General features: G+C 60.0%; 20 protein-coding genes. 13 read left to right on the top strand and 7 right to left on the bottom strand.

Features of this window, described 5'->3' with window-relative positions:
* Positions 1 to 352: 352 nt before the first annotated feature.
* Both CKW32_RS27725 and CKW32_RS27720 read right to left on the bottom strand, forming a co-directional pair.
* Positions 353 to 1846, bottom strand: coding sequence for a CoA-acylating methylmalonate-semialdehyde dehydrogenase (locus CKW32_RS27725; RefSeq protein WP_032887095.1), 1494 nt, complete (start codon positions 1844 to 1846; stop codon positions 353 to 355).
* A gap of 39 nt (positions 1847 to 1885) precedes the next feature.
* Positions 1886 to 3235, bottom strand: a complete 1350-nt coding sequence (locus tag CKW32_RS27720) for an aspartate aminotransferase family protein (RefSeq protein ID WP_032887096.1) — start codon at positions 3233 to 3235, stop codon at positions 1886 to 1888.
* A gap of 125 nt (positions 3236 to 3360) precedes the next feature.
* Here CKW32_RS27720 and CKW32_RS27715 point away from each other — a divergent pair, with 125 nt between their 5' ends.
* The 6 genes from CKW32_RS27715 to CKW32_RS27690 all read left to right on the top strand — a co-directional run bounded on the left by CKW32_RS27715 (position 3361) and on the right by CKW32_RS27690 (position 9351).
* Positions 3361 to 4281, top strand: coding sequence for a LysR family transcriptional regulator (locus CKW32_RS27715; protein ID WP_095186506.1), 921 nt, complete (start codon positions 3361 to 3363; stop codon positions 4279 to 4281).
* A gap of 87 nt (positions 4282 to 4368) precedes the next feature.
* Positions 4369 to 5763, top strand: coding sequence for a uracil-xanthine permease family protein (locus CKW32_RS27710; protein ID WP_095186505.1), 1395 nt, complete (start codon positions 4369 to 4371; stop codon positions 5761 to 5763).
* Between the two features lie 87 nt (positions 5764 to 5850).
* On the top strand, positions 5851 to 6510 hold the full coding sequence (locus CKW32_RS27705; RefSeq protein ID WP_032887099.1) for a TetR/AcrR family transcriptional regulator: 660 nt from the start codon (positions 5851 to 5853) through the stop codon (positions 6508 to 6510).
* 12 nt (positions 6511 to 6522) lie between these two features.
* Positions 6523 to 7104 carry a YigZ family protein gene (locus CKW32_RS27700; RefSeq protein WP_095186504.1) on the top strand — a complete coding sequence of 194 codons (582 nt, stop codon included), beginning with the start codon at positions 6523 to 6525 and terminating at the stop codon, positions 7102 to 7104.
* A 57-nt stretch (positions 7105 to 7161) separates the two neighbouring features.
* Positions 7162 to 7848, top strand: coding sequence for an SDR family oxidoreductase (locus tag CKW32_RS27695; RefSeq protein WP_095186503.1), 687 nt, complete (start codon positions 7162 to 7164; stop codon positions 7846 to 7848).
* A 144-nt stretch (positions 7849 to 7992) separates the two neighbouring features.
* Positions 7993 to 9351 (top strand): 8-oxoguanine deaminase, encoded by a 1359-nt coding sequence (locus CKW32_RS27690; RefSeq protein ID WP_032887103.1) that lies wholly within the window; start codon positions 7993 to 7995, stop codon positions 9349 to 9351.
* Positions 9352 to 9427: 76 nt separating this feature from the next.
* Here the strand turns inward: CKW32_RS27690 and CKW32_RS27685 are convergent, their stop codons facing one another.
* Positions 9428 to 10519, bottom strand: coding sequence for a calcium:proton antiporter (locus CKW32_RS27685; RefSeq protein WP_032887104.1), 1092 nt, complete (start codon positions 10517 to 10519; stop codon positions 9428 to 9430).
* A gap of 194 nt (positions 10520 to 10713) precedes the next feature.
* Between CKW32_RS27685 and CKW32_RS27680 the strand changes: the two genes are divergently transcribed.
* Positions 10714 to 11667: an adenosine deaminase gene (locus tag CKW32_RS27680; RefSeq protein ID WP_032887105.1), complete on the top strand. Its 954-nt coding sequence runs from the start codon at positions 10714 to 10716 to the stop codon at positions 11665 to 11667.
* Between the two features lie 46 nt (positions 11668 to 11713).
* Here CKW32_RS27680 and CKW32_RS27675 read toward each other — a convergent pair whose 3' ends face one another.
* Together CKW32_RS27675 and CKW32_RS27670 are read right to left on the bottom strand one after the other, a co-directional pair.
* Complete coding sequence (locus CKW32_RS27675; protein WP_032887106.1) at positions 11714 to 12400, bottom strand: helix-turn-helix transcriptional regulator; 687 nt, start codon at positions 12398 to 12400, stop codon at positions 11714 to 11716.
* Between the two features lie 137 nt (positions 12401 to 12537).
* The gene (locus CKW32_RS27670; RefSeq protein WP_032887108.1) at positions 12538 to 13464 is read right to left on the bottom strand and encodes a LysR family transcriptional regulator; all 927 of its coding nucleotides are present in this window, start codon (positions 13462 to 13464) and stop codon (positions 12538 to 12540) included.
* Positions 13465 to 13580: 116 nt separating this feature from the next.
* On the opposite strand from CKW32_RS27670, the gene CKW32_RS27665 reads away from it, so the two are divergent.
* The 3 genes from CKW32_RS27665 to CKW32_RS28385 all read left to right on the top strand — a co-directional run bounded on the left by CKW32_RS27665 (position 13581) and on the right by CKW32_RS28385 (position 15233).
* Complete coding sequence (locus CKW32_RS27665; RefSeq protein ID WP_032887109.1) at positions 13581 to 13874, top strand: putative quinol monooxygenase; 294 nt, start codon at positions 13581 to 13583, stop codon at positions 13872 to 13874.
* Positions 13875 to 13898: 24 nt separating this feature from the next.
* Positions 13899 to 14912 carry a zinc-binding alcohol dehydrogenase family protein gene (locus CKW32_RS27660; RefSeq protein WP_095186502.1) on the top strand — a complete coding sequence of 338 codons (1014 nt, stop codon included), beginning with the start codon at positions 13899 to 13901 and terminating at the stop codon, positions 14910 to 14912.
* A 147-nt stretch (positions 14913 to 15059) separates the two neighbouring features.
* Positions 15060 to 15233 carry a hypothetical protein gene (locus CKW32_RS28385; protein WP_163033283.1) on the top strand — a complete coding sequence of 58 codons (174 nt, stop codon included), beginning with the start codon at positions 15060 to 15062 and terminating at the stop codon, positions 15231 to 15233.
* 8 nt (positions 15234 to 15241) lie between these two features.
* On the opposite strand, the gene CKW32_RS27655 is transcribed toward CKW32_RS28385, so the two are convergent.
* Together CKW32_RS27655 and CKW32_RS27650 are read right to left on the bottom strand one after the other, a co-directional pair.
* Positions 15242 to 16435: a multidrug effflux MFS transporter gene (locus tag CKW32_RS27655; RefSeq protein WP_032887112.1), complete on the bottom strand. Its 1194-nt coding sequence runs from the start codon at positions 16433 to 16435 to the stop codon at positions 15242 to 15244.
* An 84-nt stretch (positions 16436 to 16519) separates the two neighbouring features.
* Positions 16520 to 16717: a heavy-metal-associated domain-containing protein gene (locus tag CKW32_RS27650; RefSeq protein ID WP_032887113.1), complete on the bottom strand. Its 198-nt coding sequence runs from the start codon at positions 16715 to 16717 to the stop codon at positions 16520 to 16522.
* Between the two features lie 146 nt (positions 16718 to 16863).
* Between CKW32_RS27650 and CKW32_RS27645 the strand changes: the two genes are divergently transcribed.
* From CKW32_RS27645 to cueR, 3 genes are all read left to right on the top strand, one after another.
* Complete coding sequence (locus tag CKW32_RS27645) at positions 16864 to 17244, top strand: hypothetical protein (protein WP_095186501.1); 381 nt, start codon at positions 16864 to 16866, stop codon at positions 17242 to 17244.
* A 66-nt stretch (positions 17245 to 17310) separates the two neighbouring features.
* A complete protein-coding gene (locus CKW32_RS27640; protein WP_095186500.1) occupies positions 17311 to 19512 on the top strand; it encodes a cation-translocating P-type ATPase in 2202 nt (733 codons plus the stop codon).
* On the top strand, positions 19509 to 19910 hold the full coding sequence (gene cueR, locus CKW32_RS27635) for a Cu(I)-responsive transcriptional regulator (protein WP_032887118.1): 402 nt from the start codon (positions 19509 to 19511) through the stop codon (positions 19908 to 19910). The genes CKW32_RS27640 and cueR overlap by 4 nt, the downstream gene beginning before the upstream one ends.
* Positions 19911 to 19926: the final 16 nt, after the last annotated feature.

Genomic DNA, 19926 nt, shown 5'->3' with positions numbered 1-19926 from the left:
TCAAGTGATTATTTTCAGAAGCTTTCGAAGATTTCTTCAACAACTTCAACCACTTGCGCTTCTGATCTCTCATCAGCGGGAGGCGAATTCTACAGCGTTACACGCTGCTGTCAACACCTCTTTTTCAACTTCCTTCTGGCTTCGATGAACTGAAGCAACTTACTGCCGGAAACTGCGTAACTCATTGTTTACCAAGGAGTTTTCCGTTTCGACTGCGCCGGAAGTGGGGCGAATTATAGGCTCCTAGAATCTGTGGTCAACCTTCTTTTTCATATTTTTGCCATATAACTCAAAAAAAGCCCTAGAAACGAAAAAGCCGGCCCAAAAGGGCCGGCTTTCTGCTCATAGAGCCTTACAGACTAGGGAAAGCAAACTGCGACGCCTCATGACTGGCCCGCTGAGGCCAACGCTGGGTAATCGCCTTGCGCCGGGTGTAAAAACGCACGCCATCCGGACCGTACGCATGTAAGTCACCAAACAGCGATCGTTTCCAGCCACCAAAGCTGTGATAAGCCACCGGAACCGGCAGTGGAACGTTCACCCCAACCATACCCACTTCAATCTCATCGCAGAACAGACGGGCCGCCTCACCATCACGGGTGAAGATGCACGTACCGTTCCCATACTCATGGTCGTTGATCAATTGCATCGCCGCCTCCAGGCTGCTCACCCGGACCACGCACAACACCGGACCGAAGATCTCCTCCTTATAGATGCGCATCTCAGGCGTCACACGGTCAAACAGGCTGCCACCGAGGAAGAAGCCATCTTCATTCCCGGTAATACTTAGCCCACGGCCATCGACCACCAACTCTGCACCCGAAGCAACACCGTCTTCTATGTAGCCGCTGACCTTATCCCGCGCCTGACCGGTTACCAGCGGCCCCATATCCAGCCCGCACGTCGTGCCCGCACCTATCTTCAGCGCCTTAATCTGCGGCACCAGCTTGGCGATCAACGCATCAGCTACCTGGTCACCTACGCAGACGGCCACGGAGATGGCCATGCAGCGCTCCCCGCAGGAGCCATACGCCGCGCCCATCAGCGCACTGACCGCATTATCCAAGTCCGCATCTGGCATCAGTACGGCGTGGTTCTTCGCCCCGCCCAGCGCCTGCACGCGCTTGCCGCGCTTGGTCGCTTCGGAATAGATGTACTCAGCAATCGGCGTCGACCCCACAAAACTCAGCGCTTTGACTTCCGGCGCCTCAATCAATGCGTCAACCGCGCCCTTATCACCGTGCACCACACTCAGCACGCCTTTAGGCAGACCGGCTTCCTGCAACAGTTGCGCAATCAGCAGCGTCGAACTCGGATCACGCTCCGAAGGCTTCAGGATGAAGCAGTTACCGCACACGATTGCCAGCGGATACATCCACAGCGGCACCATCGCCGGGAAGTTGAACGGCGTAATACCCGCTACCACGCCCAACGGCTGAAAGTCCGACCAAGCATCAATGTTCGGCCCAACGTTGCGGCTGTACTCGCCCTTCAGAATCTCCGGCGCCGAGCATGCGTACTCAACGTTCTCGATGCCACGCTTCAACTCACCCGCCGCGTCCTCCAGGGTCTTGCCATGCTCCTCGCTGATCAACTGCGAGATTCGCGCTTCGTTCTGTTCCAGCAACTGCTTGAAACGAAACATCACCTGGGCACGCTTGGCCGGCGGGGTATTACGCCACGCCGGGAATGCGGCCTTGGCCGAGTCGATCGCCTGTTGAATGGTTTCACGGCTGGCCAGCGGAACTTGGTGAATCACCTGGCCGGTGGACGGGTTATATACGTCGGCACTGCGACCACTGTCGTTGACCAACTCACCGTTGATCAAATGCTGGATAAGGCTCATGCAGGGCTCCTGAAAAGTTGTTCTATATAGAAAGAGAAATCAGTCGATCTTGTTCAGCACTTCGCCGACCGCATCAAACAGGCGATCCAGATCCTGCGGCTTGCTGTTGAAGGTTGGCCCGAACTGCAGGGTGTCGCCGCCAAAGCGCACGTAGAAACCCGCCTTCCACAAAGCCATGCCTGCCTCGAATGGACGCACGATGGCATCACCGTCACGCGGGGCAATCTGGATCGCACCGGCCAAGCCGTAGTTGCGAATGTCGATCACGTTCTTGCTGCCCTTCAAGCCGTGCAGCGCATTCTCAAAGTGCGGAGCGACTTCGGCTACGCTCTGCACCAGGTTTTCCTTCTGCAACAGGTCGAGTGCCGCCAGGCCAGCCGCGCAAGCAACGGGGTGCGCCGAGTACGTGTAGCCGTGTGGAAATTCCACCGCGTACTCAGGCGTCGCCTGGTTCATAAAGGTCTGATAAATCTCGCTGCTGGCAATCACCGCGCCCATGGGGATCGCGCCATTGGTGACTTGCTTGGCGATGCACATCAGATCCGGAGTCACGCCGAAGCTGTCGGCGCCGAACATCGAGCCGGTACGACCAAAACCGGTAATCACTTCGTCAAACACCAGCAGGATGTTGTGCTGGTCACAAATCTCTCGCAGGCGCTTGAGATAACCCTGCGGCGGCACCAACACGCCAGCGGAACCAGCCATCGGTTCGACAAACACTGCCGCGATATTGGAAGCGTCATGCAGCTCGATCAGCTTGAGCAACTCATCGGCCAATGCGATGCCGCCCAGCTCAGGCATGCCGCGGGAGAAGGCATTGCTTGCCAGCAAGGTGTGCGGCAAATGGTCAACGTCCATCATCGCCTGGCCAAACATCTTACGGTTGCCGTTCACCCCGCCCAGGCTCGTGCCCGCGATGTTCACACCGTGATAGCCACGGGCGCGGCCGATCATCTTGGTCTTGGTGGCTTGGCCCTTCAGGCGCCAGTAGGCACGCACCATCTTCACCGCAGTATCGGCACACTCGGAGCCGGAGTCAGTGAAGAACACATGATTAAGGTTGCCTGGGGTTAGGTCGGTAATCTTTTCCGCCAGCTGGAAGGACAACGGATGACCGTACTGGAAGCCCGGGGAGTAATCCAACGTACCCAATTGTTTGGCCACCGCTTCCTGGATTTCCTTGCGTGTGTGCCCGGCGCCGCACGTCCACAGGCCAGACAACGAGTCGTACACCTTGCGGCCCTTGTCATCGGTCAACCAGCTACCTTCGGCGGCCACGATCAGGCGCGGGTCACGCTGGAAGTTGCGGTTGGCCGTGTAGGGCATCCAGTGCGCGTCCAACTTCAGTTGGCTGGCCAGGGACGATGGGGCGTTTTCAGGCATGTTCATCAGCAAAACCTCGCAGGGCAAAAGGCCGCGTCGGGATTAAAACGCGTTGTTGCAGCTAAATTGCCACGGCGATAAAGTCGGTGAAATTCAACTCTTCTAACCTTCAGTCAGGCCTTCACTAAACTATGAACAGCCGTCGACCCGATCCCCTCGCCCAAGTGAGCGACTTTGATATTCGCCTGCTGCGCATCTTCCGGAGTGTGGTGGAATGCGGCGGCTTCTCGGCAGCGGAAACCGTGCTCGGCATCGGGCGCTCGGCCATCAGTCAGCAAATGAGCGACCTTGAGCAGCGTCTCGGATTGCGCCTCTGCCAACGTGGCCGCGCAGGGTTCTCACTGACCGAAGAAGGCCGCGAGGTCTATCAGTCAGCCCTGCAACTATTAAGTGCACTGGAAAGTTTTCGCACCGAGGTCAACGGTCTGCACCAGCATTTGCGCGGCGAGTTGATCATTGGCCTCACCGACAACCTCGTCACCCTGCCCCACATGCGCATCACTCACGCCTTGGCCCAATTAAAGGAGCGCGGCCCAGACGTGCAGATCCAAATCCGCATGATCGCCCCCAATGAAGTCGAACAAGGCGTACTCGATGGTCGTTTACATGTGGGCGTAGTGCCCCAGGCCAGCGCCCTTTCGGGATTGGAGTACCAACCGCTGTACAGCGAACGCTCGCTGCTCTATTGCGCAGTCGGCCATCCGTTGTTTTACGCCGAAGACAAGCAGTTGGGCGACGAGCGCATCGACAGCCAGGACGCCATCGCTCCGACATTCCGTTTGCCTGCCGAAATCCAGGCCCATTACCAAGCGCTCAACTGCACCGCCAGCGCCTCGGACCGCGAAGGCATGGCGTTCCTGATCCTGACCGGCCGCTACATCGGCTACCTGCCCGACCACTACGCCAGCCTCTGGGTACAACAAGGCCGACTGCGTGCGCTGAAATCGGCTACGCGTTTTTACGATTTAAGCCTCGCATCGGTCACACGCAAGGGCCGTCGCCCTCATTTGGTGCTGGAAAGCTTCCTCGACAGCCTGGCCACAACGCGCTAGCTCAGGCTTTACTCTAAAAGCTGAGCAACTGGACAGCTTTTTGCAAGAACAGATGGAACTTGACCATCCGCCTTGAGTTAACCCGCCATGCCACCAGAATCCTCCACCCCCAGCGACCTGATCTACGGCCTCAACGACCGCCCCAAACCCGTCCCGGCATTTCTGGCCGCACTGCAGCACGTGCTGGCCGCTTTTGTCGGCATCATCACTCCGCCACTGATCATCGCCTCCACTCTGGGCCTGACCGCCCATTTGCCCTATCTGATCAGCATGGCGTTGATGGTGTCCGGTGTCGGCACATTCATCCAGGCGCGTAGGCCATTTGGGATAGGCGCCGGTATGATTTGCCTGCAAGGCACCAGCTTTGCCTTTCTCGGCGCGGTACTGTCGGCAGGCTTCCTGGTGAAACAACGCGGCGGCAGCCCGGAAGACATCATGGCGATGATCTTCGGCGTGTGCTTTTTCGGCGCGGCGGTGCAGATCGTGCTGAGCCGCTTTATCGGCCAACTGCGCCGAGTCATCACGCCTTTGGTGACAGGGATTGTCATCACGCTAATCGGCATCAGCCTGATCAAAGTCGGCATTACCGACCTCGGCGGTGGCTTCAACGCCCCTGACTTCGGCGCGCCCACCAATCTTGCATTGGGCCTGTTCGTGGTGCTGACGATCATTCTGCTCAACCGTTCCAACACGCCCTGGGTGCGGCTCTCGGCGATCATTATCGGTCTGGCCCTTGGCAGCCTGGCTGCGTGGTTCAGCGGCAAACTCGTGCCCCAAGCCCTGCCTGACTTACCTCTGGTGAGCCTGCCGATTCCGTTTCGCTTTGGGTTCAACTTCGACTGGAGCGCTTTCCTACCGATCGCGCTGATTTACCTGATCAGCAGCATCGAGACCGTCGGCGACCTCACCGCCAACTGCATGATCGCCCGCCAGCCCATCAGCGGCCCTTCTTATATAAGCCGACTCAAGGGAGGCGTACTGGGTGATGGCGTGAGTTGCATGATCGCGGCCACTTTCAGTGCTTTCCCCAACACCACCTTTGCTCAGAACAACGGCGTGATCCAACTCACTGGCGTGGCCAGCCGTTACGTTGGCTTATATATAGGCGTGGTGCTGTTTTGCCTCGGTTTGTTTCCGTTGATTGGTGCGGTGCTGCAGCAAATCCCCAAACCCGTATTGGGCGGCGCGACCCTGGTGATGTTCGGCAGTGTGGCCGCCGCTGGCGTGCGCATCCTCGCCCAAGCGCCGCTGGACCGACGCAGCATGCTGATCATCGCCACGTCGTTTGGCGTCGGCCTGGGCATCGCCGCCCAACCCAATCTGCTTCACCTGATGCCAACCCTGGTGCAGAACTTGTTCGACTCCGCCATCACCAGCGGCGGGCTGACCGCCATCGTACTGTGTCTGCTACTGCCGGAATCCAAGGCGATCGAAACTGCCGCAAACCAAGCGCCGGAAAGCGACACCTTGGAACCGCTTTAAGGGTTTTATTGCATCGGGACTTGTCTGAGGCTTGAGGGTGGGTTATCTGTGCACACGTCGTCTCTATCGATCAGCACGGTAATCTCCATGAGCCTCGAAGTTCCTGCCCACAGCAACCACGCCGGTAAGCCCGCCAGCCGCATTCGGCAAAAGAACGAACAAGCGATTCTCCAGGCTGCTGAAGATGAATTCGCGCGCCATGGCTACAAGGGCACCAGCATGAACACTATTGCTGCCAGCGCCGGATTGCCGAAGGCCAACTTGCACTACTACTTCACGAACAAGCTGGGCCTGTATATCGCCGTGCTCAGCAATATCCTCGAACTGTGGGACAGCACCTTCAACACGCTGACCGCCGAGGACGACCCTGCCGTGGCCCTCTCCCGCTACATCCGCACCAAGATGGAGTTTTCGCGACGCCAACCCCAGGCCTCGCGGATCTTCGCCATGGAGATCATCAGCGGCGGCGAATGCCTCACCGAATATTTCAGCCAGGATTACCGCACGTGGTTCAGTGGCCGGGCGGCAGTGTTCCAAGCCTGGATCGACGCCGGCAAGATGGACCCCATCGACCCCGTGCACCTGATCTTCCTGCTGTGGGGCAGCACCCAGCACTACGCAGACTTCGCCACCCAGATCTGCCGCGTCACCGGTCGCACCAAGCTGACCAAGCAAGATATGGAAGATGCCGGCACCAACCTGATCCACATCATTCTCAAAGGCTGCGGCATCAAGCCGAGCCTCTAGACGAAGTCAATTATGCCTTTCACGCTCACCGGCCTTTGCGAGTTTCGTGAAGAAATACGCAAAAGCCGCTTCATCACCCTCGCCGCCCCGATCACCAGCCCGCAGGACGCTCAGGCTTTTTTCGAGCAACACAGCGACCTGAACGCCACGCACAACTGCTGGGCCTGGAAGCTGGCCGACCAATACCGCAGCAGTGACGACGGCGAACCCGGTGGCACTGCCGGGCGGCCGATTCTCGCAGCCATCGAAGCCCAGGGTTTTGATCAAGTCGCGGTATTGGTGATTCGCTGGTACGGCGGCATCCAATTGGGCACCGGTGGCCTCGCCCGTGCCTATGGCGGCGGAGCGAACAAATGCCTGCAGAATGCCGAGCGTCTCGAACTGATCAGCCGCGTACCACTGAGTTGCGCCTGCGGATTCTCCGAGCTGAACTTGGTGAAGCTGCGCGTTGCTGAACTTGGCGGCCTAGTGGTGGAAGAAAACTTCACCGCCAACGGTGTGGAGTTGCAACTGGCACTGGGTGAGGCGCACATCGACACGCTCCAAGCCTTGCTCGCCGACCTGAGCCGTGGGCGTATCCTGCTGCAACGCTGAAACTGTTACTGTTATTTGCTGAATCCCCCTGAACCGCGACTCTAAAGGAAGCTTTTCATGTCTACGCCAAAAACCGCACTGATCATCGGCGCCTCGCGCGGGCTGGGCCTTGGCCTGGTCAAGCAATTGCTCCAGGACGGCTGGGACGTGACCGCCACCGTGCGTGATCCGAGCAAGGCTGATGCCCTTAAAGCGGTGGGTCCGGTGCAGATCGAAAAACTGGACATGGACGATCAGCAAGCCGTGATCGCCCTGGCCCAGCGCCTCAAAGAGCACACCTTCGACCTGCTGTTCGTCAACGCCGGCGTCAAGGGTCCGGCCAACCAGGAGCCCGGTCACGCCACTCTCGCGGAAGTCGGCCAGTTGTTTTTCACTAATGCCGTGGCGCCGATCAACCTGGCGCAGCGCTTTGTCGGGCAGATCCGCAAAGACAGCGGCGTGCTCGCATTCATGAGTTCGGTATTGGGCAGCGTAACGATCCCCGACGGCTCAGACCTGGCGCTGTACAAGGCCAGCAAGGCCGCGCTGAACTCCATGACCAACAGCTTCATCACTCAACTGGGCGACCACACACTCACTGTTCTGTCACTGCATCCGGGCTGGGTGAAGACCGACATGGGCGGCGAAAACGCGCACATCGATGTCGACACCAGCGTGCGCGGCCTGGTGGATCAGGTAAATGCCTACACCGGCAAAGGTGGTCACCACTTCGTGGACTACAAAGGCGACACCATCGCCTGGTAAGCGACGGGCAGCGTTATCGACTGATTGCCGTCGATAACGCTGCGCGCGTAGACTGCGCCCTCGCCCCAACCGGCGACCCTGGATCAGCAGACAGGGCAACACTGAGCTGGCAAACCTGAACCCATCATTCAGAGGAGCCGGCCAATGCCTGCGACCCGTATCTGGTTAAAAAACCCCCTCGCGATTTTCACTGCCAATGGCCTTGATGCCCGTGGCGGCCTGGTGCAGCAGGACGGTGTGATCACCGAAGTGCTGGGCTGGGGAAAAGAGCCCGCTGTGCCTTGTGGACAGGTGTTCGACGCACGCGAACACGTGATCCTGCCCGGCCTGATCAACACCCACCATCATTTTTACCAAACCCTCACCCGTGCCTGGGCGCCGGTGGTCAATCAGCCGTTGTTCCCCTGGCTGAAAACCCTGTACCCGGTGTGGGCGCGTCTGACGCCCGAGAAACTTGCTCTGGCCACCAAAGTCGCCTTGGCCGAATTGCTACTCTCGGGCTGCACCACCGCCGCCGACCACCACTACCTATTCCCCGACGGCCTGGAAAATGCCATCGACGTGCAAGTTGATACGGTGCGCGAATTGGGCATGCGCGCCATGCTTACCCGGGGCTCCATGAGCCTGGGCGAAGCCGACGGTGGCCTCCCGCCGCAACAGACCGTGCAACAAGGGCAGGTCATCCTCGACGACAGCCAGCGCCTGATCCGCGAATACCACCAACGCGGCGACGGCGCACAGATCCAGATTGCCTTGGCGCCTTGCTCGCCGTTCTCCGTCACACCGGAAATCATGCGTGCCAGCGCCGAACTGGCCAACAGCCTAGACGTGCGCCTGCACACCCATCTGGCGGAAACCCTCGACGAAGAAGATTTTTGCCTGCAACGCTTCGGCCTGAGAACCGTGGATTACCTCGACAGCGTGGGCTGGCTCGGCCCACGCACTTGGCTGGCACATGGCATTCACTTCAACCCTGATGAGATCGCCCGCCTTGGCGCCGCCGGTACCGGTATCTGCCACTGCCCAAGCTCAAATATGCGCCTGGCGTCCGGCATCTGCCCTACCCTCGACTTGCTAGCCGCGGGCGCGCCCATCGGCCTGGGCGTGGACGGTTCCGCCTCCAATGATGCATCGAACATGATTCTCGAAGCACGACAGGCCCTGTACATCCAGCGTCTACGTTATGGCGCAGAAAAGATCACCCCCGAAGGCGTGCTCGGCTGGGCCACCAAAGGTTCGGCGCAGTTGCTGGGGCGTACGGATATCGGTGAATTGGCCGTGGGTAAACAGGCGGATCTGGCGCTGTTCAAACTTGATGAGCTGCGGTTCTCCGGTAGCCATGATCCGATTTCGGCGCTGCTGTTGTGTGGTGCGGATCGTGCGGATCGGGTGATGGTCGCGGGCAAATGGCGAGTGATAGACGGGCAGGTCGAGGGCCTGGATCTGAAACGTTTGATCGCCGATCACAGCCAGGCGGCGCGACGATTGATCGCAGGGACTTAAGTAAACACCGTTCAACATGCGGGAGGGGAACGTCGATTCGTCGCACCGCCCCTCCCGCTTTTTATCTGCTGTGTTCTTACAATCCCAGCAGCGACAACATGATGAATGTCGCAAACAGCACAAAATGGGTCATCCCTTCGATAGCGTTGGTTTCGCCATCGTTGAGGTTGATCGCACTGACAATCAGCGTGATAAACACCATCACCGTTTGCACCGGCGTCATCGCCATCTGGAAAGGCTGGCCAGTGTAGAGCGCCATGGCCTCCATCACCGGCACCGTCAAAATCACCGTCGACAACGACGCTCCCAGTGCAATATTCACCACCGACTGCATGCGGTTGGCCAATGCGGCGCGCAAGGCCGTGAGAATTTCCGGCGCCGCCGAAATGGCTGCAACCACAATCGCCGTAATCACCGGCGGTGCGCCCGTGCCTTCCAGACCCAGGTCGAGGGTCTTGGACATCACCTCGGCCAACGCGCCAATCACAATCACGCCAAACACCAACGTGCCGATGGAGAACACCAGGTTCACAGGCGGCGTTTGCTCCTCTTCCGGCAGTTTTTTGCGGCGTTTTTCCGGATAGCTGTAGCTGAAGAAATAACTGTGCGGCCCCACCTGCATGCGCAGGAACAAGGTGTAGAGCACCACCATCGCGCCAATGGTGAAGGCCGAGTAAATTTTCCAGTCAGCTTCGGGGATGAATTCCGGCACCACCATCGACACGCCCATGGCGGTGAGGATCATCACGCTGTAGGTGCGCGCCGAGTCGTCGTTGTAGGACTGCTCGCCGTGCTTGATGCCGCCCATCAAGGCGGCCAGGCCGAGAATGCCGTTGATATCCAGCATCACTGCCGAATAAATAGTGTCACGCACCAGGGTGGGCGATGGCTCATTACTCATCATGATCGCCAGGATCACCACTTCCACCAGCACGGCGGCCAGGGTAAGGATCATGGTGCCGTAGGGGTCGCCAACTTTCTCCGCCAGTTGCTCGGCGTGGTGGGCCACGCGCATCGACGCCACTACGATAAAACCAATCAGCGCCACGCCTGCCAACAGCGCGACTATTTGCCCGCTGTGCAGCATCCAGTGCTCCAGCGGGTAGGCGGCGATGGCGGCAATCAGCGCCAGTAGCATGAATTTTTCTTGCTTGAGGGAGGTGAGCATTCGAGGCCTTTTTCGTACAGCAAATCAGTCATTGATGGGGTACAGACTGCGCCACGCTGCTAACGTTTCGTTACACCTTAGTTCACAACCCTCTTGCGCGAATAAAACGAATACTCTCCTGCCGGTCAGGTTTTACCGATTATTTCGGCTATGCCCTGTAGAATGCCGCCATTGCACCTGATGAGAATTTAGACATGTACGATTGGCTCAACGCCCTGCCCAAGGCTGAACTGCACCTGCACCTGGAGGGCTCGCTGGAGCCTGAGCTGCTGTTCGCCCTGGCCGAGCGCAACAAGATTGCGCTGCCGTGGAACGACGTCGAAACCTTGCGCAAGGCCTACGCGTTCAACAACCTGCAAGAGTTTCTGGACCTGTATTACAAGGGCGCCGATGTGCTGCGCACGTCTCAGGACTTCTACGACCTGACCTGGGCCTACCTGCTGCGCTGCAAAGAGCAGAACGTGATCCACACCGAACCCTTCTTCGACCCGCAAACCCACACCGACCGTGGCGTGCCGTTCGAAGTCGTGCTCAACGGTATCGCCGCAGCACTCAAAGATGGCGAGCAGCAACTGGGCATCACCAGCGGGCTGATCCTCAGCTTCCTGCGTCACCTGAGCGAAGACGAAGCACAAAAAACCCTCGACCAGGCGCTGCCGTTCCGTGATGCGTTCGTGGCCGTGGGCCTGGACAGCTCCGAAATGGGTCACCCGCCGAGCAAGTTCCAGCGCGTGTTCGACCGTGCCCGCCATGAAGGCTTCCTCACCGTTGCCCACGCCGGCGAAGAAGGCCCACCGGAGTACATCTGGGAAGCCATCGACCTGCTGAAAATCCAGCGAATCGACCATGGCGTGCGCGCCATCGAAGACGAACGCCTGATGCAGCGCATCATCGACGAGCAGATCCCACTCACCGTGTGCCCGCTGTCCAACACCAAGCTCTGCGTGTTCGACGACATGGCCCAGCACAACATCCTCGACATGCTTGAGCGTGGCGTGAAAGTGACCGTGAACTCCGATGACCCGGCCTACTTCGGCGGTTATGTCACCGAGAACTTCCACGCGCTGTACACCTCCTTGGGCATGACCCAGGACCAGGCCAAACGCCTGGCGCAGAACAGCCTGGATGCGCGACTCGTAAAGCCCTGACGTGAGCGAATGTTGGAGTGAGCGCCTGTGACCACGGCGCCTGCTCCTACAGCGCGGCCAATCGGGCGATCTCTTCCAGCCCGACGTCGTTGACCACCACAGCCTGGGACTCGTTGACCAGGCTGATCCAATTCGATTGCAGGAACAACTGAAACAACCCAGCACCCAGCGCGCCCCCGAGGTGTGGTTGCTGCTGGCTCCAGTCAAAACAATCGCACAGCAGCGGCATTGCCAATGCTTGGGTAAAAATACCCAGGCCCGCCATTTGCTGCGCGCCCTTGAATGTGACGGCGAGCCGTTGCTCATGGCGCTCGATCCACCTCGCCGCCATCATTCGTTCATACAACTGCGCCGCCAGCTCGCCACCAAGATGACCATGACACAGCCGAGCACGGCGTAATGACGGCGGCGCAACCAAGACCTGCGTTGAAACACCCGGCGCACTGCGTGTGGCACTGGCCAGGGTAGTACTGGCCAAGGCATGGATGGCGGCGCTGACATCGCCGTCTGCCAAGCGAAACAGTCGCTTGCCATACCGCGCTTCGGTTCGCAGCAAGCCGCTACTGGTCAGCCGCGCCAGATGTGCATTGGCCGAGGCCGACGGTAGACCGGTAAGTGCCGCCAGTTCCTTCGACGACTTCGCCGAGCCGTCCATCAAGGACCACAGCATGGCTGTGCGTTTTGGCTCAGCAAGCAAGCTGGCAATCTGACTAATGCATGGTGCTTCTTCCATCGATTCACTCCCTGTCGAATTACTTTTCTGATGCGGTAGGCGCCAGAGTATAAGTGCGCCAAGGGCGGGTTCCGTGGCGTCTGACAGCCAGAGTAGGGACGGGTTTTGAGTGAAATTTCCTTGCGTTACGGAGGCTATTACACGAGGTCCAATCGCTCCGACAATTGAGCCGTCAATGTCGCACAGCGAGCTACGAGCATTTCCCGCAGCAGGTTGATGGGTTTGCTCAACTGCGCGCGATGGGCACACAGCAGATTGAGCGGCGTGCGCTCGCCGCGCAGTTCCGGCAGGATCAGGCGCAGTCGTCCAGCCAGCACGTCGGTGCTCACATCCAGCCAGGATTTATAGGCAATGCCCATACCCGCCACGGCCCAGCGGCGCACCACATCGGCATCGTCGCTGAAGCGGTCGCCGCTGACCGTCAGGCTGACTTCGCGCTTGCCGTCGTGAAACGTCCAGTGGTCATGCACTCGGGTGCCGAGCATATACAGCAAGCAATTGTGCTGGGCCAATTGCTCCAAGTGTCGCGGCTCACCGTGGCGTGCGAGGTAACTGGGGGCTGCGCACAGCACACGAACGTTGCGCGGCGCGACGGGCAGTGCAATCAGGCTGGAGTCCTCGGGCTCACCATAACGCAGGGCAATGTCCACCGGCTGGCGGAACAGGTCGGCAATCCGGTCACCCAACAGCAGGCGTACGGCGAGCTGCGGATACTCACGCTGGAACTCGTCCAGCCACGGCAGCAGTTGGTTGCGGCCGAAATCCGAGGGCGCCGACAGTTGCAGCACACCGCTGACATGGTCCTGACCGCTGGCCAAAAGACGTCGCCCTTCATCAAGGGAGCTCAACGAGGCGCGGGCGTATTCCAGAAAGCCCTCACCTTCGGCAGTCAGGCGCAGGCTGCGGGTGGAACGGGCCAGCAAGCGGGCGCCCAATTGTTGCTCGATACGCTTGAGCGCCGCGCTGGCCACGGCAGGCGACAGGTCCATCACCCGCGCCGCCGCCGACAAACTCCCCAAGTCCGCAGCGCGCACAAACAACTGCAAATCATCAAAACGCAGCATCCACCCACCCATTATCAAAATATTATTGAAACAGAGTGCTGTTTTAGCCGCTTTTATCTTCAGGGGAAATGACCAATCATCTGTCCATCCCGTTCATTACGTGTCTGGAATTGAATATGCCCACAGCTTTTAACGTCATCGCCACGCTGATCGCCAAACCTGGCCAACAGGCCACCCTGGAAACCCTGCTGCGCGGCCTGCTGGAACCTACCCGCCTTGAAGCCGGTTGCGAGCAATACGACCTGCACCAAGACCTGCAACACCCCGAGACTTTCTACATGCTCGAACGCTGGAGCGATGACGCCGCACTGGCCGACCATGACCAAAGCGCACATATCCAAAGTTTTCGCGCCAAGGCCGCTGATGTACTCGAACACTTCGAACTCAAGCGCCTGAAGTTTCTCGCCTGATCACCGCCTTTTTCCGGAGCCCTCATGAAAGCCATTGCCTACTACGCATCACTGCAAATCACCGATGAAAAATCCCTGCAAGACATCGAATTGCCGGCGCCCGTCGCCGGCCCCCGCGACCTGCTGGTGGAAGTCAAAGCCATCTCGGTGAACCCGGTGGACACCAAGGTGCGCCAGAACGTCGCCCCGGAAAACGGCGCCGCCAAAGTGCTGGGCTGGGACGTCGCCGGTGTGGTCAAGGCGGTCGGCAGTGACGTGAGCCTGTTCAAGGTCGGCGACAAAGTGTTCTACGCCGGCTCCTTGGTACGCCCAGGTGGCAACAGTGAACTGCACACTGTGGACGAGCGTATCGTCGGCCATATGCCCAAGAGCCTGAGCTTTGCCGAAGCCGCCGCGCTGCCGCTGACCGCCATCACCGCCTGGGAACTGCTGTTCGAGCGCCTGCAGGTGCGTGAAGGTAAAGAGGACGAAGGCCAGAGCCTGCTTATCGTTGGTGCCGCAGGTGGCGTGGGTTCGATCCTGACCCAACTGGCCAGCCAGCTCACCGGATTGAAAGTAATCGGCACCGCCTCGCGCCCGGAAACCCAGGAATGGACCAAGGCCCTCGGCGCCGACCTGGTGATCGACCACAGCCAACCGCTGAGTGAAGCGTTGAAACAAGCCGGCCACCCGCAGGTCACCCACGTCGCCAGCCTGACCCAAACCGAGCATCACCTGGACCAGTTGGTCGAAGCGCTGCAACCCCAAGGCAAGCTGGCACTGATCGACGACCCCAAGGCGTTGGACGTGAGCAAACTCAAGCGCAAGAGCCTGTCGCTGCATTGGGAGTTTATGTACACGCGCTCGATGTTCGAGACGCCGGACATGATTGAGCAGCACAACCTACTCAATCGCGTGGCCGAGCTGATCGACGCCGGCACCTTGAAAACCACGGTGGGCGAGCACTTCGGCGTGATCAATGCAGCGAATCTGCGCCGGGCCCATGCACTGCTGGAAAGCGGCAAGGCCAAGGGCAAGATCGTGCTGGAAGGGTTCTAAAACAACGGCTGTCAGTGTTGTCCGTTATTCGTGTGAGTAATGGACGACACCGCTAGTCAGAGAGTTGATCTTTGTCATATTTGTGAGCGTATCCGGGGTTTATATTGGCCGCCTTTGCCACGATTCTTTTACGTGAGGAAGTCAGCAATGAAGATCCTGATAAAAGCGTTAGCAAAATCCCAGTGGGAGGTCCGTCTGGACCAGAAAGCCATTACTTTCCACACTGAAGCCGAGGCGCGCGCCTTTGCCGATACCCTGCAAGCGCGTATCAAGGCGCCCCACCGTTTTCCAATCAGCCAGCAACACTCCGCCGCTGGCTGACCCGCCTCTCAGCCCTGCGCCTGCAAGGCTCTGGCCCGTTGCAGGCGTTGGGTCGACACGGCCACCGTCACCGCCAATACACCGCACAGGCTGATGACCATCGCCATTGGCATGGCCGTGCCATCGTGCAACACCCCCACCAGCGACGCCGCCCCCGCCGCCACACCGAACTGGATGCAGCCGAGCAATGCCGACGCACTGCCTGCCCGAGCACCCTGCCCGCTCATGGCACACGCCGAGGTGTTGGGCAAAATGCAGCCCAGACTGGCGATGCAGATAAACAGCGGCACCAGCAATGGCCATAGCGCATCGGTGCGCAACGCCGTGATGCCCAGCAGCGTCAGACCCGCCAGCAGATACACCCACACCGAACGCGACAGCAAAAACGCCGGGCCACGCTTGGCCAGCAAGCGAGCGTTGAGCTGCGCCACCAGGATGAAGCCAGCGGCGTTGGAGCCGAATACCCAGCCGTAATGCTCAGCGGGCACGCCATACAGTTTGATAAACACGAACGGTGAACCCGCGATGTAGGCAAACATCCCGGCAATCGACAGCGCGCCGGTAAGGGCGTAACCGAGGTAAACCCGGTCGGACAACAGCCCAAAATAGCGGCGCAACGAGCCCGACAACGGCTGGCGTGGCTGATGGGCCGGAAAGGTTTCAGGCAAGCCGAATGCCACGGCGATAGCGGCCATCACACTGAAGATCGTCAATGCCAGGAAAATCGACTGCCAGCCCCACAACCCGACCATCACCCCGCCGGCCAGCGGCGCAAGAATCGGCGCCAGGCCGGTCACCAGCATCAACTGGGAAAACACCTTGGCCGAGCCCACGGCATCGCATTTGTCGCTGACCACCGCGCGGGAAATCACCATGCCCGCGCAGCCACCCAAGGCCTGCACGAAGCGTGCGCCAATCAGCCAATCGAGGGAGGGCGCGTAGGCGCAGGCGAAGGACGCCAGGGTAAATAGAGTCACGCCGCTGAGCAGCGGCCCGCGCCGACCAAAACGGTCCGCCAGCGGGCCATAGATCAATTGGCCAATGGCCAGACCGGCGAAATACACCGCCAGGGTCAGCTGGATGTGTTTTTCATCGGTGGCAAACGCAGTGGCCATCGCCGGGAAGCCCGGCAGGTAGAAATCGATCGCCAGCGGCGCAAAGGCGCTCAAGGCACCCAGAATCAGGATTATGCGAAGGTTCATCAGGCACCCAAGAGAGTCGGCAGCCCGACAGTCTAGCCGGGCCTGGATGCCTTGAACATAACGATAGCTCGCTAACTATTAAAATCAGGCGAGCTTGGCGCTGTAGCCTTCCTCGGTGATCAAGCTGATTACCTCTTCGGCAGACAAGCGGCTTTCCACGCCCACTTCCTTGGCGGCCAGGTCGACCTTCACACTGGCGCTTGAATCCTTACTCTGTACCGCCTGGGTCACCGCCCGGACGCAATGGCCGCAGGTCATTCCTTCAACACTGAATACTTGCATGACATAACTCCTTTGATGAGGTTGAACCCAGTCTCGACCTTGCCACAATGGCAAGGTCAAGTTCTGAAAAAATCGGCCGGGCTGGTATTCGGCGGCACTGTCGGCCAAGCTTGACCATCTTTGATTCACACCACGGAGCATTCGCCATGCGCTGGTCGTATTTTGCCCTTGCCGGCTTGATGAGTTTGTCTGCCGCTGCGCCCATGGCCAGTGCCGATCAAGACTATGCCGTGCTGATCATTTCCCGCGAGCGCCTGGAAGTACCGACCAATTGCGAGATCGGCCTGTACATCCAGGACCAGTTGGCCGGGCGCCTGTTCCAGGAACAGTCCACCTCGTTCAACCTGCCCGCCGGCGATGTGTCACTGCGCCTGAAGCTGCTGCCGGGCCAAGCTGCGGGCTGCCTGCCTGGCCTGCTCGCCCCGCCCGCGCAAAACATCACGCTCAAGGCCGGTGACGTACGCAAGTTACGGATCGCCCAGGGCCCGGATGGCATGTACCTCAAAGCGGCTGCATTGGATTACTGAAGGCGCTTGACCTTACCCACAGGTCAAGGTTGATGCTAGGGGCAACTTCTTCTGGAGGAATGCCCCATGAATGGATCCACCACCTTTGATCTGCCCATCAGCGGCATGACCTGCGCCAGCTGTGCCGGGCGTGTCGAGCGTGCGCTGGGCAAGGTGCCGGGGGTGCAAAGCGTCAGTGTCAACCTGGCCAACGAGCGCGCCCACGTCGAAGTGCAGGGCCAAATGGACCCCGCCGTGCTGATTGCGGCGGTCGACAAGGCCGGTTACAGCGCCAGCCTGCCTCAAAGCGAAATCGCCACCGATACCGATCAAGCCCAGCGCGTGCACCGCGAGCGTTGGTCGCTGCTGCTGGCCATTGCGCTGGCATTGCCGTTGGTGCTGCCGATGCTGGTGGAGCCCTTTGGCCTGCACTGGATGCTCCCGCCCTGGGTGCAGTTCGCCCTCGCCACGCCCGTGCAATTCATTTTCGGTGCGCGCTTCTACATAGCCGCCTGGAAAGCCGTACGCGCCGGCGCCGGTAATATGGACCTGCTGGTCGCCATCGGCACCAGCGCCGGTTACGGCCTGAGCATTTATGAATGGCTCACCGCACATGCGGGTATGGCGCCGCACCTGTACTTCGAAGCTTCAGCGGTGGTAATTGCCTTGGTATTGCTGGGCAAATACCTGGAAAGCCGTGCTAAACGCAAGACTGCCAGCGCCATCCGTGCGCTGGAAGCCCTGCGCCCTGAACGTGCACTGCGTGTGCAGGATGGCCGTGAAGAAGACGTCGCCATCAGCGCGTTGAAGCTCGATGACCTGGTGTTGGTCAAACCCGGCGAGCGTTTCCCGGTGGACGGTGAAGTGACCGAAGGCCAAAGCCATGCCGACGAGGCGTTGATCAGCGGTGAAAGCCTGCCGGTGCCGAAACAACCCGGCGATAAAGTCACCGGCGGTGCCATCAACGGCGAAGGTCGTCTGCTGGTGCGCACCACCGCCCTTGGTGCCGAAAGTGTCCTGGCACGCATCATCCGCCTGGTGGAAGATGCCCAGGCCGCCAAGGCGCCGATTCAGAAACTGGTGGATAAAGTCAGCCAGGTTTTCGTCCCGACCGTGCTGGTACTGGCGGTGCTCACGCTGGTGGGATGGTGGCTGTACGGCGCGTCGCTGGAGACCGCGATTATCAACGCCGTGGCCGTGCTGGTGATCGCCTGCCCTTGCGCCCTTGGCCTGGCCACGCCGACTGCAATCATGGCCGGCACCGGTGTCGCCGCCCGCTACGGCATCCTGATCAAGGACGCCGAAGCGCTGGAGCGCGCCCACGCAGTGAGCGCCGTGGTCTTCGACAAGACGGGCACCCTCACCTCCGGCACGCCAAAAATCGCCCACTTGGTCGCGGTGGATGGCAATCAAGCCCTGCTGCTGCAACAGGCCGGCGCGCTGCAACGTGGCAGCGAACACCCCCTGGCAAAAGCCGTGTTGGATGCCTGCAGCGAACAAGGGCTGAAGGTGGCGGATGTGAGCGCCAGCCAATCCCTCACCGGGCGCGGCATTGCCGGCACCCTCGACGGTCGGCCACTGGCACTGGGCAATCGCCGTCTGCTGGAAGAAATCGGCTTGAGCGCGGGTGACTTGGCAGGTGTCGCCAGCGACTGGGAGTCCGAAGGCCGCACCCTGTCCTGGCTGATCGAACAGGGTCCACAACCGCGCGTACTCGGGTTGTTCGCCTTTGGCGACACCCTCAAACCCGGTGCGCTGGAAGCCGTTGAGCAACTCAAGGCCCAACACATCAGCAGCCACTTGCTCACCGGCGACAACCGCGGCAGTGCCCGCGTGGTGGCGCACGCACTGGGTATCGACGATGTCCACGCTGAAGTCCTGCCTGCCGATAAAGCCGCCACCGTCGCCGAGCTGAAAAAAACCGGCGTGGTGGCGATGGTCGGCGACGGCATCAACGACGCCCCGGCCCTGGCGGCGGCCGATATCGGCATCGCCATGGGTGGCGGCACCGACGTGGCCATGCATGCTGCCGGTATCACCCTGATGCGCGGCGACCCACGCCTGGTGCCGGCCGCTCTGGAGATCAGCCGCAAGACCTACGCAAAAATCCGCCAGAACCTGTTCTGGGCGTTTGTGTATAACTTGATCGGTATTCCCCTGGCCGCGTTCGGCCTGCTCAACCCGGTGCTGGCGGGCGCGGCTATGGCCTTGTCCAGCGTCAGCGTGGTGAGCAATGCACTGTTGTTGAAAACCTGGAAACCCACTGACCTAGAGGATCAACGCCCATGAACATCGGCCAAGCCGCACGCCAAAGCGGGCTGAGCGCCAAGATGATTCGCTACTACGAATCCATCGGCCTGCTCAAAGCCGCCCACCGCACCGACAGTGGCTACCGTGTGTATGGCCCGGACGACTTGCACACATTGGCGTTTATCAAACGCTCGCGGGATCTGGGGTTTTCATTGGAAGAGGTCGGCAAGCTGCTGACCCTGTGGCAGGACCGCCAACGGGCCAGCGCCGACGTGAAAGCCTTGGCGCGCCAGCATATCGAGGCGTTGAACCAGAAGATTCTGGAGCTGGGGCAGTTGCGGGATACGTTGCAAGATCTGGTGGAGCACTGCCAGGGCGATCATCGGCCGGATTGTCCGATTCTCAAGGAGTTGGCGTCGGGAAGCTGCTGCGCGTGAGGCTCTAACTGACTAA

It is taken from the genome of Pseudomonas sp. Irchel 3H9 (assembly GCF_900187495.1).
Lineage (GTDB): Bacteria > Pseudomonadota > Gammaproteobacteria > Pseudomonadales > Pseudomonadaceae > Aquipseudomonas > Aquipseudomonas sivasensis.
The sequence above is the reverse complement of the archived record's forward strand: the minus strand, read 5'-3'. Positions and strand labels throughout refer to the sequence as shown.

Coding starts and splice junctions, on each gene's coding strand:
- CKW32_RS27715 (WP_095186506.1), top strand. CDS start 3,361: ATGAACAGCCGTCGACCCGATCCCCTCGCCCAAGTGAGCGACTTTGAT.
- CKW32_RS27665 (WP_032887109.1), top strand. CDS start 13,581: ATGCCCACAGCTTTTAACGTCATCGCCACGCTGATCGCCAAACCTGGC.
- CKW32_RS27705 (WP_032887099.1), top strand. CDS start 5,851: ATGAGCCTCGAAGTTCCTGCCCACAGCAACCACGCCGGTAAGCCCGCC.
- CKW32_RS27670 (WP_032887108.1), bottom strand. CDS start 13,464: ATGCTGCGTTTTGATGATTTGCAGTTGTTTGTGCGCGCTGCGGACTTG.
- cueR (WP_032887118.1), top strand. CDS start 19,509: ATGAACATCGGCCAAGCCGCACGCCAAAGCGGGCTGAGCGCCAAGATG.
- CKW32_RS28385 (WP_163033283.1), top strand. CDS start 15,060: ATGAAGATCCTGATAAAAGCGTTAGCAAAATCCCAGTGGGAGGTCCGT.
- CKW32_RS27685 (WP_032887104.1), bottom strand. CDS start 10,519: ATGCTCACCTCCCTCAAGCAAGAAAAATTCATGCTACTGGCGCTGATT.
- CKW32_RS27690 (WP_032887103.1), top strand. CDS start 7,993: ATGCCTGCGACCCGTATCTGGTTAAAAAACCCCCTCGCGATTTTCACT.
- CKW32_RS27725 (WP_032887095.1), bottom strand. CDS start 1,846: ATGAGCCTTATCCAGCATTTGATCAACGGTGAGTTGGTCAACGACAGT.
- CKW32_RS27640 (WP_095186500.1), top strand. CDS start 17,311: ATGAATGGATCCACCACCTTTGATCTGCCCATCAGCGGCATGACCTGC.
- CKW32_RS27710 (WP_095186505.1), top strand. CDS start 4,369: ATGCCACCAGAATCCTCCACCCCCAGCGACCTGATCTACGGCCTCAAC.
- CKW32_RS27720 (WP_032887096.1), bottom strand. CDS start 3,235: ATGAACATGCCTGAAAACGCCCCATCGTCCCTGGCCAGCCAACTGAAG.
- CKW32_RS27650 (WP_032887113.1), bottom strand. CDS start 16,717: ATGCAAGTATTCAGTGTTGAAGGAATGACCTGCGGCCATTGCGTCCGG.
- CKW32_RS27680 (WP_032887105.1), top strand. CDS start 10,714: ATGTACGATTGGCTCAACGCCCTGCCCAAGGCTGAACTGCACCTGCAC.
- CKW32_RS27660 (WP_095186502.1), top strand. CDS start 13,899: ATGAAAGCCATTGCCTACTACGCATCACTGCAAATCACCGATGAAAAA.
- CKW32_RS27655 (WP_032887112.1), bottom strand. CDS start 16,435: ATGAACCTTCGCATAATCCTGATTCTGGGTGCCTTGAGCGCCTTTGCG.
- CKW32_RS27700 (WP_095186504.1), top strand. CDS start 6,523: ATGCCTTTCACGCTCACCGGCCTTTGCGAGTTTCGTGAAGAAATACGC.
- CKW32_RS27675 (WP_032887106.1), bottom strand. CDS start 12,400: ATGGAAGAAGCACCATGCATTAGTCAGATTGCCAGCTTGCTTGCTGAG.
- CKW32_RS27695 (WP_095186503.1), top strand. CDS start 7,162: ATGTCTACGCCAAAAACCGCACTGATCATCGGCGCCTCGCGCGGGCTG.
- CKW32_RS27645 (WP_095186501.1), top strand. CDS start 16,864: ATGCGCTGGTCGTATTTTGCCCTTGCCGGCTTGATGAGTTTGTCTGCC.